Source organism: Anaerobutyricum soehngenii, from assembly GCF_009697165.1.
GTDB lineage: Bacteria > Bacillota > Clostridia > Lachnospirales > Lachnospiraceae > Anaerobutyricum > Anaerobutyricum soehngenii.
Genome location: NZ_VULP01000002.1, coordinates 20961 through 34353 on the forward strand (window position 1 = coordinate 20961; position 13393 = coordinate 34353).

Here is a 13393-nt window from a genome sequence, read left to right on the forward strand (position 1 = left end):
TTGAGTACGTAAATATTATAAAAAGTAAGGAGAAGATAAAATGTCAGGACATTCCAAGTTTGCGAACATTAAACACAAAAAAGAGAAAAATGATGCTGCAAAAGGTAAAATTTTTACCGTAATCGGTCGTGAAATTGCAGTAGCAGTAAAAGAAGGCGGTCCAGACCCTGCTAATAACAGTAAGCTTCGAGATGTAATCGCTAAAGCAAAATCAAACAATATGCCTAATGATACGATTGAAAGAGGTATTAAGAAAGCTGCCGGAGACGCAAACTCCGTAAACTATGTACAGAATACATACGAAGGATACGGTCCTAACGGTATTGCGATTATCGTAGAAACATTAACAGATAATAAGAATCGTACTGCAGCTAACGTTCGTTCCGCATTCTCTAAAGGTCGTGGAAATATCGGTACATCTGGTTGTGTATCTTTCATGTTCCAGAAAAAAGGACAGATTATCGTATCGAAAGAAGAGTATGAAACAGATCCAGATGAATTCATGATGGTTGCATTAGATGCAGGTGCAGAAGACTTCGTAGAAGAAGATGACAGCTACGAAATCACTACAGATCCAGATGTATTTGGTGAAGTAAGAGAAGCACTTGAAAAAGAAGGCGTACCAATGGCATCCGCAGAAGTAACAATGATTCCGGACAACTACGTAACATTGACAGACCCAGAAGATATTAAGAATCTTAACCGTACATTAGACTTACTTGATGAAGACGATGATGTACAGGCAGTATATCATAACTGGGAAGAAGAATAATTATACGGATTTCCATTAGGAGATAAAAATAAAAAACCAGAGATTTGTGCTATAGCAAATCTCTGGTTTTTGTCTGTTAAAGATAACTCCCATCTCTTCTTGAGACATTCTTAAATTAAAATTGTTTTTTTAATAATTCTTCTGCAGTAGGGGAATCAATATAAAGACTGTCTGCAAGCCCGCCTTTTAGGGCAGCATGGATGACCGCCGCTTTCTTTTTGCCGGAAACAACAAGCATTTTGTTAGGGATTTTCTTGATGGTTTCAAGTGAAGGTCCTACAACACGTGCATCCATTGTTTCGTCAAATACATCTCCATTTTTATTTAAGAAGTGAGAGCAGCAGTCACCGATTGCTCCGCGGTGTATCATATCCTGGTATTCGATTGATGTAATCAGTCCCATTTCATAGAGAATAGAAGGGCGCTCTAAGTTGCCGACAGAAAAAATAGCTGTTTCGCATATTTCTGCCATATCACAAACTTTCGCAATCTGTGAGTCCTGCTTTAGAGCTTCCACAATAAATGGTTTTTCTACCATTGCAGGAGCAGGAATCTGATAAGCAGTTCCACCAAAGCAATCGGCAAAACTTCGAAGGATAGATAGAGAATTTGACTCATAAACGGCCCGCGAAAATCCGCCGGCAAGCTGGATTACAGATACTCCCTTACGCTTGATTTTAGGAAGCTGACGTGCAAGGGCAGTTAATGTATGACCATAAAAAACGCCAATCACACTATCGTTTTTTACATATCTTGGAAGATCATCTATCAAAGCAGCACAGACATCCTGGAGAAGAATCTGCTCATTTTCTACCAGATCAGGAACAATAACAGCACGTTTAATCGGATAAGCATCTATCAGGTCTTTTTCGAGTGCTGTATCATTCAAGATCGAATCTTTAATGCGAACCTCGATAATACCCTTATCCATAGCAGATTTTAAAATCCTGCTGACAGTGGCCTTGCTTATCCCTTCTTTTTTTGCAATCTCAAGCTGTGTACGGTTTAATTCATAATGCATTTTTGCAATGCGGATCATCTGTGTGATTTTATTTGTATCCATATTTCTATTAATCCTCTCTGTAAAAAGATTCGTAATTCATAAAAGCCTTTGTAAAATAATAACGCACATCTCGCAGCAAGAGTGTCGAGATATTCTTGAATAGTAATAAGTATATCATAAAAGGAAATTTGCGGCTATAATTTACGAGAATATGCACTTATTCATTATGAACAATTTTCATATGTGAAATTTGTTTCATATGCCGATTGACTTTTCTCACAATAAAATCTATACTATAAACAACAAATGAAATGATTCTCCTTAATAATGAGAAATATTTCAATAATCTAAAGGGTTGCTTTTCAGGTTTTGTAAACGATACGACTGGAGATGCAGAATAGTAGGAATCTAAGGATACAGACGGGATTCGAGTAATATCTAGGAGGTACAATTATGAGTGTTGTAACATTGATCGGAGCAGGACAGATGGCTTCTGCGCTTACTTTTCCACTTTTTGAGAATGGACATGAGGTACGTTTAGTAGGAAGTCCTTTAGATGATGCGGTTATTGACAGACTTCGTGAGGATAATTACCATGTCAACTTAAGAAGAACTTTACACGATGGAATTAACTATATTAAATGTGCGGATGTTAAGGAAGCAATTAAGGGAGCAGATTTGATTGTATGTGGTATATCTAGCTTTGGTGTAGAGTGGTTTGCAGATGAGATTCTTCCGATTCTTGACGAAAGTATTCCATTAATTTCTGTAACAAAAGGAATGCTTGATTATGAAGATGGAACGATGCAGACCTATCCGGAATACTGGCAGGAAAAACTTCCAGAAGGAAGTAAGTTAAGATTATATGCTATAGGTGGTCCTTGTACGGCAAGAGATTTATCTGATCACGATCCATCTTTTGTGGCATATTGTGGTCCTGATTTCGAAACATTAGAATGGATTCGCAGTTTGTTTTCAACAGATTACTACATTATCAGCCTGACAAAAGATGTTGTCGGCTTAGAATGTGCGGTAGCGTTGAAGAATGGATATGCACTTGGCACAGCATTGGCAATTGGAATTAAAGAGAAACTTGGTGATGACGGAATCGATCATAATAATATGAAATCTGCACTTTTCCAGGAAAGTGTAAAGGAAATGTTAGAACTATTAAGAATTGTAGGCGGTGGTGTAGATAATATTATGTTTGCAGCCGGAGACTTAGACGTTACAGTATCAGCCGGACGAAGCAGAACAGTAGGTTTACTTCTTGGAAAAGGTTACACTATTGAAGAAACATTAGAACAGTTACAGGGTCAGACATTGGAGGCAGTTGTTATCGCAACAAGAACTGCTCGTGCAGTAAAGGCGTTGGCAAAAGCAGGTAAAGTAAGTATTGATGATTTCCCATTATTAATGCATGTAGACGGCTTGCTGAATGAACATGCAACACTTAATATTCCATGGAAGAAGTTTGAAAGACATATGTAACAATTTGAAAAGAATTTTTTGAAAAAGAAAGTACAGAAAAGTTCTGAAAGTACATAAAAAAGATCGGGGGAAAATAATGACATATTATTTAGGGTTAGATTTAGGAACAGGTAGTTTAAAGACAGTATTATTTGATGTAAATGGATTGGAAATTGCAGCTTCTGCTGTGGAATATCCATTGTATCAGCCACATAACGGCTGGTCTGAGCAGAATCCGGAAGATTGGTATCAGGCAGCATTAAAGACAGTTAAAGCGGTTATGGATCAGTCAGGTATTGCACCGGAACAGGTAATGGGTCTTGGAATTTCAGGGCAGATGATGGGAGCAGTTATGCTTGACAAGAATGGAGAGATTCTTCGTCGTGCAATCTTATGGAATGATGGAAGAACTTCTGAATCTTGTGAGCATGTACGACATATCGTAGGAGACGATTTATTTATGAAATATTCTCTTACTCCTGCAAGACCGGGTCTTACTGCAGCAAAGATTCAGTGGGTAAAAGAAAATCAGCCACAGATTTATGAAAAAGTAGAACACATTTTATTGCCAAAAGATTATCTGCGCTATCGTCTGACTGGCGAATATGCGACAGAAGTGTCCGATGCTTCTGCAACACAGATTCTTGATATTCCAAATAGAAAATGGTCTGATGAAATTATGACTGCCATGAATCTTAACGAGGCAATGCTTGGTAAAGTATACGAATCCCAGGAAATTACGGGATATGTTCTTCCAGAAGTTGCAAAGTTAATGGGAATCACATCAAAATGTGCCGTAGTCGGAGGTGCAAGTGATAACTCTGCCGGAGGTGTAGGAACAGGTGTTGTAGCACCGGGACGAGCTATGACAACAATTGGAACGAGTGGAACAGTATTTGCTTTTTCCGAGGAACCGGTACTTGATATTAATAAATCTGTATATACATTCTGTATGCCGGTTCCGGGAGCATGGCATTTTATGGGAAGTGTAAATTCCTGTGGAGCTTCTCTTAAATGGTGGAGAAATAACTTCTATCCAGATGATTTAGAATATGAGCAGATTAACAAAGATGCTGCATCTTCTAACCCAAGTGCAAACCGTTTAATTTATCTGCCATATTTAAATGGAGAACAGTCTCCTCATTTTAACTTGAACTGTCGAGGTTCTTTCGTAGGACTTGCTGCAATTCATACAAGAGCAGATATGACAAGAGCCGTAATGGAAGGAACAACGTATGCATTACGAGATATTCTTACCGGAATTCGTAATTGTGGTGTACGTCCGGAAACAATGCGGATGTGCGGTGGTGGTTCAAAGAGTCCATTCTGGAGACAGCTTATGGCAGATATCTATAATATGCCAGTAACACTTCCAGATATGAATTCTGAAAATAGCGCAGCCCTTGGTGTGGCAATTTTAGCAGCAGTGGGTACCGGAGCATACCCAAGTGTGGTTGATGCCTGTGATAAGATTATTAAAATGCGAGACGAAGTTTATAAACCGGACGAAGAATTTGCATTTATTTATGATAAAGTATATCGTGAATTCGATGCACTTTATCCAAAGTTAAAAGAAAACTGGAAATCTATCTTAAATATTGATTTCCAATATTAAAAATAGAGTCGAAGTAATAGATTTGGAATTTATCCAGCAAATAAAGCAGCGAAAAAGAAACCAATAGAGGCATTGAGGTTCTCTTAAAAAGAAAACCAGAAATAGTATAGTTTTATACATACTATTTCTGGTTTTATTTGTTTAGTCTGTCTAATTACTGTTTTTGTATTTCGATTACTGTTGCAGGAGTTCCTTCCGTATATTTTATGGTTACTTTATTCTCTGCTTCTAACAATATCGTATCTAAATGCTTGGATATATCTACGTCATAAATCAGGTCAGATTCATCTAGAACGATGTAATAATGGGAAGTTCCATCAATGACTGCCTGTGCAATCTTTTTAATCGTTCCGGTTATTGTTTTTTGAGAAGTTTCTCCGGTTTTTTCATCTGGACTGATACCGTTTGATTGAATAAGAGAACGGTAAGATGCCTCACAATCATTTACGGTATCGCCGGTTGCTACAATCTGGTAATTGTGTACATTTACCATAGCATATTTTTTGACAAGTCCTGAGGCATCTTTTAATGCCATGAAATAAGTCGGCTCTGCATCAATGTTTAAAAGAAGTGGGAATGTTGCCTTGTAACCTAAGTTCTGAACTTTTCCTTCTGCGGAAGTCATGGCAGAATCTTCGATTGCTCCTTCAATCTCGTAGTATTTTGTCTCCATAGTACGCTGGTTCATGAGAACAAAACCAACGTTTGATTGGTCACTTGTGATGGAAGTAACACCGGTATATACCCATACATCATCGTTGATAGCAAGGTAATTATAGCCGTTTGTAGTTGTTAGACAATCTTTTTGACCAAGAATACTGTTAATAAATCCATGTTTTAATGTGCCATGATATTGATAAAGGCTTACAAGTAAATCAGCAGAGTAGACACGATCAATCCATTTAGGGGTGTCTTTTACATCGTAATCTTTACATTCTCCGGTGATAGCATTACATAATACGACACGTCCGACAGTCTGTCCGCCAAAAAGACCAATATTGTACTTCTTTACACTACATACCCAATAAGGAACGCCTTCTTCGTTAATTTCAAAGTTAATGTCATCAAACATATAGGTAGGATATTTAAAGCGGAGATGACGGTAAAGATAGCGGCCAAAATGGTCATATGGGGTGTATTTCATTCCTTCCTTCAGACGAACAAGTTCCGTCTGCTGTGTTGCCATGTCAATTTTGATATAAGCAGGTATGCCCGCTTTTTTATTTGTAAACCATTTGATAAGATCCGCATAGCGAAGCGGAGTGACACGAACCGGGTTATTTTTGTAATTGATCTGGCTGTATTCATCAGCAACTTCAAATTGAGATGCAAGGTCTACAAGACTACCCATCTTACGGGCACCAAGAATTTCTGCGGAAGATTTGTCAAGCAGAGGAATCTGGTCGTAAGAAATCTGATCAATATCTTTTGTAAATTTACTTTTTTCTACTTTCATGAGCTTCTGGTATTTGGAAGCATTAATAATTGGAGAAGATAAAAGTGTGCCAACAAAGTAGGCGGCAGCAATGATAACGATAAGAGCGGCCAAAAGTTTAAAAGTCTTTGTTTTATAGCTGCCACTGAAATTTACGGGATGTCTACGATCACCTGTAAAAGTCGTTTTTGGAAGTGCATACAGTGCGAATGCAATGACAAGGACAAACAAGACAAACTTCCAAAGCTCCGGATTGTGAATGTTTATTGCAGGAAGAGCAATATAATAATAGATTGCTGCAAAAATGAGAACAATAACGACAAGCGCTGCAATCCATTTCTTCCCTGTATAATGTTGTTTTTGTTTCTTTTTCATGGAAATTTCTTTCTCCTTTCTATTTGGATGTATTCTTGAAATCTTTTTGCGCCTGCTTTAGCATGTGCAGCAAAAACTTTGAGAATACATTTGTAAGAGAGTATAGCATATGGAAGAAAATAAGAAAACATATAATTTAGAAACATTTAGCAGTAGTTTTATATCAGATGGGAGATAATTCTCCATTTTTATCTTATAATTCAAAAAAATGCATTAAAAAAAGTACTTGACATTTCTGAGAGCTATGGTATATTTGTAAATGTTTATTTTGATATTAAAACTATTTTATTTAAAAATAATATGAAATCAAAATAATAATATTTCAAAACAATAAGATTTGATAATCAAAATATTTGGCGCTGAATCATTTGTAGCAGATGTGAGGTGGTTCAGATGCCTGTGATGATTTAACAAGAAGATGCTTTTTCAAGAGTATGGGAAGGTATCACACAAAAAAGGAGAGAGTGATGTTTGTCAAAATAAAAGGGACAGGCTCCTGCCTTCCTGAGAAAGTACTTGATAATGCTGCAATTTCTCAGTTGGTAGATACGAACGATGAATGGATTCAAAGTCGTACCGGAATTAAGAGCCGGCATATTGTCGGGAAAGAGACAGCAGTTTCCATGGCGGCTGTGGCAGCCGAGAAAGCGTTAGAAGATGCCGGAATAAAAGCAGAAGAGATTGATCTTCTTATTGTATCGAGCGTTTCCTCCGAACAGCTTTTGCCATGTACGGCATGTAGTGTTCAGAAGGAACTTGGTGCGGTGAATGCGGCAGCATTTGATTTGAATGCAGCATGTTCAGGATTTATAGTGGCATACCAGATGGCAGCCGGACAGATTAAGGCAGGGCTTTCGAAGAAAGCATTATTAATCGGTGTAGAGTGTCTGTCTAATATTGTTAACTGGAAGGACAGAGGCACATGTATTTTATTTGGTGATGGTGCCGGTGCTGCTGTCATTAGTGCAGAGGAAGAAGGGAATATTGAAATTCCTTCTGTACTTCATTCTGATGGAAGCAGAGGTGAGGTACTCACCTGTAAGAATCCTACAGGAGAAAGAAAAGATAGATCGCTTGAAGGCTATGTAGCTATGGACGGCAGGGAGATTTATAAGTTTGCAGTCCGACAGGTTCCAGCCGTTATTGATGAGATTTTGGAAAAGGCAGAGAAGTCAGTAGAAGAAATCGATTTGTTTGTTCTTCATCAGGCAAACAGAAGAATCGTGGAAGCAATTGCAAAGCGGTTAAAGCAGCCAATTGAGAAGTTTCCGATGGATATGATGCAGAACGGAAACATGTCTTCTGCAAGCATACCGGTACTGCTTGATGAATTAAAGCAGGAAGGAAAGTTACAGCCAGGAATGAAGATTATTGTTGCAGGATTTGGCGCAGGTCTTACATGGGGCGGTATGTATTTGGAATGGTAAGTTTGAATGATAAAATGATAAAAGGTAATTTCCGGAATTTCCGGATTACATATAACTGTTTGGGGGCATGCAGAGTTTCAATACGCTTCTTAGGTAATTCTTAGGTAACTATAGAAGATATCCATTGAACTTAGGCTTTGAATAGTTATGAATATATAAAAACAAAAAGAAAAAAGAGAGGTTTATATTATGTTTGACAAAATTAAAGAATTAATCGTGGACTCATTAGGAATTGAAGAAGATCAGATTACAATGGAAGCATCTTTCAAAGAAGATTTAAAGGTAGATTCTCTTGACCTTTTCGAGATGGTTATGAGTCTTGAAGATGAGTTTGGAGTAGAGATTCCTACAGAAGAATTAGAGAAGATGGTAACAGTTGGAGATGTTGTAAATTATATTGAAGAACATAAATAAGCAGAGGTACAGGGATGAAAACAGTGATTACAGAATTGCTTGGAATTGAGTATCCGGTAATTCAGGGCGGTATGGCATGGGTTGGAACAGCTGAGCTTGCCGCCGCTGTTTCCGAAGCCGGAGGACTTGGAATCATTGGTGCCGGTGGGGCACCGGCTTCCTGGGTGGAAGACCAGATTCACAAGGTAAAGGAAAAGACGGATAAGCCATTTGGTGTCAATCTGATGTTATTAAATCCGGAAGCAGACGCTATTGCCGATCTTCTTATAAAAGAAGGTGTAAAAGTAGTAACGACAGGTGCAGGTAATCCGGAAAAATATATGGAAGCCTGGAAGAAAGCGGGTGTACGCGTAATTCCTGTTGTAGCAAGTACTGCACTTGCAAAGAGGATGGAAAAAGCGGGCGCGGATGCGGTAATCGCAGAAGGTACAGAATCCGGCGGGCATATCGGAGAGACAACAACAATGGCATTAGTGCCACAGGTTGTTGATGCGGTAAATATTCCGGTAATCGCAGCAGGCGGAATTGCCGATGGAAGAGGAATGGCAGCCGCTTTTATGCTTGGTGCGAAGGCAATCCAGATGGGAACGATTTTTGTAGCATCAAAGGAATCTATTGTAAGTGATGCATACAAGAATAAGGTCATTAAGGCAAGAGATATTGATACGAAGGTAACTGGAAGAACAACCGGACATCCGGTAAGATGTTTAAGAAATCAGCAGACAAGAGAGTACTTAAAGTTAGAGCAGGAAGGAGCTTCTTTTGAAGAACTTGAAAAGCTTACGTTAGGTGGTCTCAGGAAAGCGGTTGTTGATGGCGATGTCATTCATGGAAGTGTGATGGCAGGTCAGATTGCGGGTCTTGTAAAAGACAGCAGAAGTTGTAAAGAAATTATCGAAGGAATCTGTCAGGAGATGAAGGAGATTATTCTTACTCAGGCAGAGAAAATCGGGAGGTAGAGTAAATGAGTAAAATAGCATTTCTTTATCCGGGACAAGGAGCACAGGTCGCAGGAATGGGTAAAGATTTTTATGAACAAAGCCCACTGGCAAAAGAAGTATTTGATAAGAGCTGTGAGATTTTAGGACAGGATATGAAACATATCTGTTTCGAGGAAAATGAACTCCTTGACAGAACGGATTATACACAGGCTGCATTAGTTACTACCTGTATGGCAATGACAAAAGAGATTATGGCAAGAGGACTCACTCCGGATATGACAGCCGGACTTAGTCTTGGAGAATATTGTGCGATTACAACAGCAGGTGGTATGGAGCTTGAGGATGCTATTAAGATGGTATGGCTTCGTGGAAACCTTATGCATAATGCAGTACCAGACGGAAAGGGAGGCATGGCCGCCGTACTTGGACTGTCTGGAGAGGCAGTGAATGAGGCAATCGCATATATGGAAGGCGTTTATGTTGCTAATTATAATTGTCCGGGACAGATTGTAATTACCGGTGATAAGGAAGCAGTTGCAAATGCAGCACCTGCATTAAAAGAAGCAGGGGCAAAGCGTGTTATTCCATTAAACGTAAGCGGACCATTCCATTCCATTTACTTAAAAGAAGCAGGAGAGAAGCTTTATGAGGCACTTTCCAAAGTGACATTGGGAGAATTGAAGATTCCTTATGTGACAAATGTAGATGCAAGTATTATAAAAGATACGGAAAGAACGAAAGAGTTATTAAAAGAACAGGTTTATTCCTCCGTTTTATGGGAGCAGAGTATACGTGCCATGATAGCAGACGGTGTGGATATTTTCGTAGAGATTGGACCGGGAAAGACATTGAGCGGTTTTATGAGAAAGATTGATAAAAGCGTAAAGATGTTCCGAATCGGAACAATGGAAGAAGTAGAAAAAACAGTGGAAGCTATAAAGGAGTTATAGATATGTTATTAGAAGGAAAAACAGCAATTGTGACCGGCGCGTCCGGCGGAATCGGAAAAGCAATCGCCATTGCCCTTGCAAAAGAAGGGGCATCGGTAGCAGTACATTTCCATGGAAATGAAGAAAAAGCGCTTTTAGTAAAAAAAGAGATTGAAGAGGCAGGAGGAAAAGCAGAAATTTTTCGTGCCAATGTAGCAGATTTTGAAGAATGTAACGCTTTAGTAAAGGCAGCAGCCAAAACATTTGGTAGCATCGATATTCTTGTAAACAATGCAGGAATTACAAAAGATGGTCTGTTAATGGCTATGAGCGAAGCAGATTTTGATGATGTTATTGATACGAACTTAAAAGGATGCTTTCAGATGATTCGTTTTGCGAGCCGTCGCATGATGAAACAAAGATATGGAAGAATCATTAATGTAAGTTCTGTTTCCGGCGTTGCCGGAAATGCCGGTCAGGCAAATTACTGTGCTTCCAAAGCAGGAATGATTGGATTGACCAAATCTGCGGCAAAAGAATTAGCATCAAGGGGAATTACCTGTAATGCCATTGCTCCGGGATTTGTAAAAACAGAGATGACAGATGTACTTTCTGATGAAGTAAAAGAGAATGCAAAGAAACAAATTCCACTCGGCCGCTTTGCAGAGCCGGAAGATATTGCGAATGCAGCAGTATTTTTGGCATCTGACAAGGCAGCTTACATTACAGGCCAGGTACTTTTAGTTGATGGTGGAATGGTGATGTAAAGTAATCAACTCATCCATGAAAGGGAATGAGTTCTGCCCATAATAAACGAAAGGAAAATTTATGAAAAGAAGAGTAGTAATTACTGGACTGGGTGCTGTGACTCCGATCGGAAACACAGTAAACGAGTTCTGGAATGGAATTAAAGAAGAAAAGGTAGGTATCGGAGAGATTACAAAGTTTGATACCGAAGATTATAAAGTAAAGATCGCAGCGGAAGTAAAAGACTTTAATGTAAAAGAAAGACTGGATAATAAAGCTGCAAGAAGAATGGAAGTATTTTCTCAGTATGCAGTAGCAGCTTCTAGAGAAGCTTTTGATATGGCAGGACTTGATATGGCAAAAGAAGATCCTTACCGCGTTGGTGTAATTATCGGTTCCGGTATCGGTGGTCTTGCCAGCATGGAAAAGGAACATGAAAAGATTATTACAAAAGGACCAAAGAGAGTAAGCCCGATGCTGATTCCTTTAATGATATCGAATATGGCAGCGGGAAATGTAGCAATTGACCTTGGATGTAAAGGAAAATGTACCGATGTTGTAACTGCCTGTGCAACAGGAAGTAACTCAATTGGAGATGCCCTTCGTGCGATTCAGTACGGAGATGCGGATGTGATGCTTGCCGGAGGAACAGAAAGCAGTATTACACCAGTCGCAGTTGCAGGATTTACAAATCTTACTGCTCTTTCAGGAGAAAGTGATCCGTTACGTGCTTCTCTTCCATTTGATGAGGCAAGAAGTGGCTTTGTAATCGGAGAAGGTGCCGGAGTTGTTGTATTAGAAGAGTTAGAACATGCGAAAAATCGTGGGGCAAAGATCCTTGCTGAATTAGCTGGATATGGTTCTACCTGTGATGCGTTCCATATTACTTCTCCTGCAGAAGATGGAAGTGGTGCTGCAAAAGCGATGGAACTTGCCATGGAAGAAGCAGGGGTAAAACCAGAGGAAGTAGACTATATTAATGCACATGGAACAGGAACACATCATAATGATCTTTTTGAGACAAGAGCGGTAAGAAGAGCTTTTGGTGCCAGTGCAGATCATGTAAAAATGAGCTCTACAAAGTCCATGATTGGTCATTTACTTGGAGCAGCCGGCGCAGTGGAATTGATTGTCTGTGTGAAGTCTATTGAAGAGGGATATATTCACCCAACGGTAGGAACGACGAATCCAGGTGAGGGATGTGATCTTGATTATGTGATTAATGGAGCAGTAGAACAGGAAGTGAATGTAGCAATCTCCAATTCTCTTGGATTTGGAGGACATAATGCTTCTCTTCTTGTAAAGAAATACGAGGAGTAGACCGATATGGATTATCAACAGATTTTAGAGTTAGTAAAAGAAGTATCGAAAGCGGGACTTACAAATTTTGAATATACAGAAGGAAATATCCGTATTGCCATGAGCTGTCCACAGCCAGAAGAAAAAATTGTTGTGCCGGCATCAAATCTTGTTTTACAGGAAGCAGCCGGGGCAGGGGCTAATACAGTAGAAACTACAGTTCCTGTACAGCAGCCAGAGCAGATAGCGGAAGAAAAAGGCGGTAATGTTGTAAAATCTCCATTAGTTGGAACATTCTATGCAGCGCCATCTGAAGACGCACAGCCTTTTGTAAAAGTTGGTGATACTGTAAAGAAGGGACAGACGCTGGCAATTGTTGAAGCAATGAAGCTTATGAATGAGATTGAGAGCGAATTTGATGGAGTTGTTACAGAAATTCTTGTAGAAAATGAAGACAATGTAGAGTATGGACAGCCATTATTCCGTATACAGTAAGAAGCATTCTTATGGAATGAACAAATTTGAGGGAAAATTATGAGATTAGGAATTAAAGAAATTGAACAAATCTTACCACATAGACATCCTTTTCTTTTAGTAGATTATATCGAAGAGATGGAACCGGGTGTCAGTGCTGTCGGATATAAATGTGTTACTTTTCATGAAGACTTTTTTCGTGGACATTTTCCACAGGAACCGGTTATGCCAGGGGTTCTTACAGTAGAGGCATTAGCGCAGGTAGGAGCCGTTGCGATTCTTTCTTTAGAAGAGAATAAAGGAAAAACAGCCTACTTTGGCGGAATCAATAAATGCCGTTTTAAAGGAAAAATTGTTCCAGGAGATAAGGTGAAGTTAGAAACAAAGATTGTAAAACGAAAAGGTCCTATGGGTGTAGGAGAAGCTACAGCCTATGTGGACGGAAAAGTGGTCGTAAAAGCAGAATTAACCTTTATGGTTGGATAGATAAGA

Annotated in this window: 13 protein-coding genes; 11 read left to right on the forward strand and 2 right to left on the reverse strand. The window is 39.2% G+C overall.

Features of this window, described 5'->3' with window-relative positions:
• Window positions 1-40: 40 nt before the first annotated feature.
• Window positions 41-772, forward strand: a complete 732-nt coding sequence (locus FYJ25_RS01570; RefSeq protein WP_021908273.1) for a YebC/PmpR family DNA-binding transcriptional regulator — start codon at window positions 41-43, stop codon at window positions 770-772.
• Between the two features lie 115 nt (window positions 773-887).
• On the opposite strand, the gene FYJ25_RS01575 is transcribed toward FYJ25_RS01570, so the two are convergent.
• Window positions 888-1835, reverse strand: coding sequence for a sugar-binding transcriptional regulator (locus FYJ25_RS01575; RefSeq protein WP_154580367.1), 948 nt, complete (start codon window positions 1833-1835; stop codon window positions 888-890).
• 393 nt (window positions 1836-2228) lie between these two features.
• Between FYJ25_RS01575 and FYJ25_RS01580 the strand changes: the two genes are divergently transcribed.
• Window positions 2229-3266: an NAD(P)-binding domain-containing protein gene (locus tag FYJ25_RS01580; protein ID WP_021908271.1), complete on the forward strand. Its 1038-nt coding sequence runs from the start codon at window positions 2229-2231 to the stop codon at window positions 3264-3266.
• Between the two features lie 76 nt (window positions 3267-3342).
• A complete protein-coding gene (gene xylB / locus FYJ25_RS01585; RefSeq protein WP_021908270.1) occupies window positions 3343-4860 on the forward strand; it encodes a xylulokinase in 1518 nt (505 codons plus the stop codon).
• 154 nt (window positions 4861-5014) lie between these two features.
• Here the strand turns inward: xylB and FYJ25_RS01590 are convergent, their stop codons facing one another.
• On the reverse strand, window positions 5015-6670 hold the full coding sequence (locus tag FYJ25_RS01590; protein WP_096239441.1) for a cytochrome b/b6 domain-containing protein: 1656 nt from the start codon (window positions 6668-6670) through the stop codon (window positions 5015-5017).
• Window positions 6671-7137: 467 nt separating this feature from the next.
• Between FYJ25_RS01590 and FYJ25_RS01595 the strand changes: the two genes are divergently transcribed.
• The 8 genes from FYJ25_RS01595 (at window position 7138) to fabZ (ending at window position 13387) form a co-directional block, all read left to right on the forward strand.
• Window positions 7138-8097, forward strand: a complete 960-nt coding sequence (locus FYJ25_RS01595; RefSeq protein WP_154580368.1) for a beta-ketoacyl-ACP synthase III — start codon at window positions 7138-7140, stop codon at window positions 8095-8097.
• A gap of 189 nt (window positions 8098-8286) precedes the next feature.
• Window positions 8287-8511 (forward strand): acyl carrier protein, encoded by a 225-nt coding sequence (gene acpP / locus FYJ25_RS01600; RefSeq protein ID WP_021908267.1) that lies wholly within the window; start codon window positions 8287-8289, stop codon window positions 8509-8511.
• Window positions 8512-8525: 14 nt separating this feature from the next.
• Complete coding sequence (fabK, locus tag FYJ25_RS01605; RefSeq protein ID WP_096239444.1) at window positions 8526-9470, forward strand: enoyl-[acyl-carrier-protein] reductase FabK; 945 nt, start codon at window positions 8526-8528, stop codon at window positions 9468-9470.
• Between the two features lie 5 nt (window positions 9471-9475).
• Window positions 9476-10402, forward strand: coding sequence for an ACP S-malonyltransferase (gene fabD / locus FYJ25_RS01610; protein WP_096239445.1), 927 nt, complete (start codon window positions 9476-9478; stop codon window positions 10400-10402).
• Window positions 10403-10404: 2 nt separating this feature from the next.
• Entirely contained in the window at window positions 10405-11148 is a 744-nt protein-coding gene (gene fabG, locus FYJ25_RS01615) for a 3-oxoacyl-[acyl-carrier-protein] reductase (protein WP_096239446.1), read from the forward strand.
• Between the two features lie 61 nt (window positions 11149-11209).
• Complete coding sequence (gene fabF / locus FYJ25_RS01620; RefSeq protein ID WP_096239447.1) at window positions 11210-12448, forward strand: beta-ketoacyl-ACP synthase II; 1239 nt, start codon at window positions 11210-11212, stop codon at window positions 12446-12448.
• Window positions 12449-12454: 6 nt separating this feature from the next.
• Window positions 12455-12922 (forward strand): acetyl-CoA carboxylase biotin carboxyl carrier protein, encoded by a 468-nt coding sequence (accB, locus tag FYJ25_RS01625; protein ID WP_154580369.1) that lies wholly within the window; start codon window positions 12455-12457, stop codon window positions 12920-12922.
• Window positions 12923-12961: 39 nt separating this feature from the next.
• On the forward strand, window positions 12962-13387 hold the full coding sequence (gene fabZ / locus FYJ25_RS01630; RefSeq protein WP_005348778.1) for a 3-hydroxyacyl-ACP dehydratase FabZ: 426 nt from the start codon (window positions 12962-12964) through the stop codon (window positions 13385-13387).
• Window positions 13388-13393 lie beyond the last annotated feature (6 nt).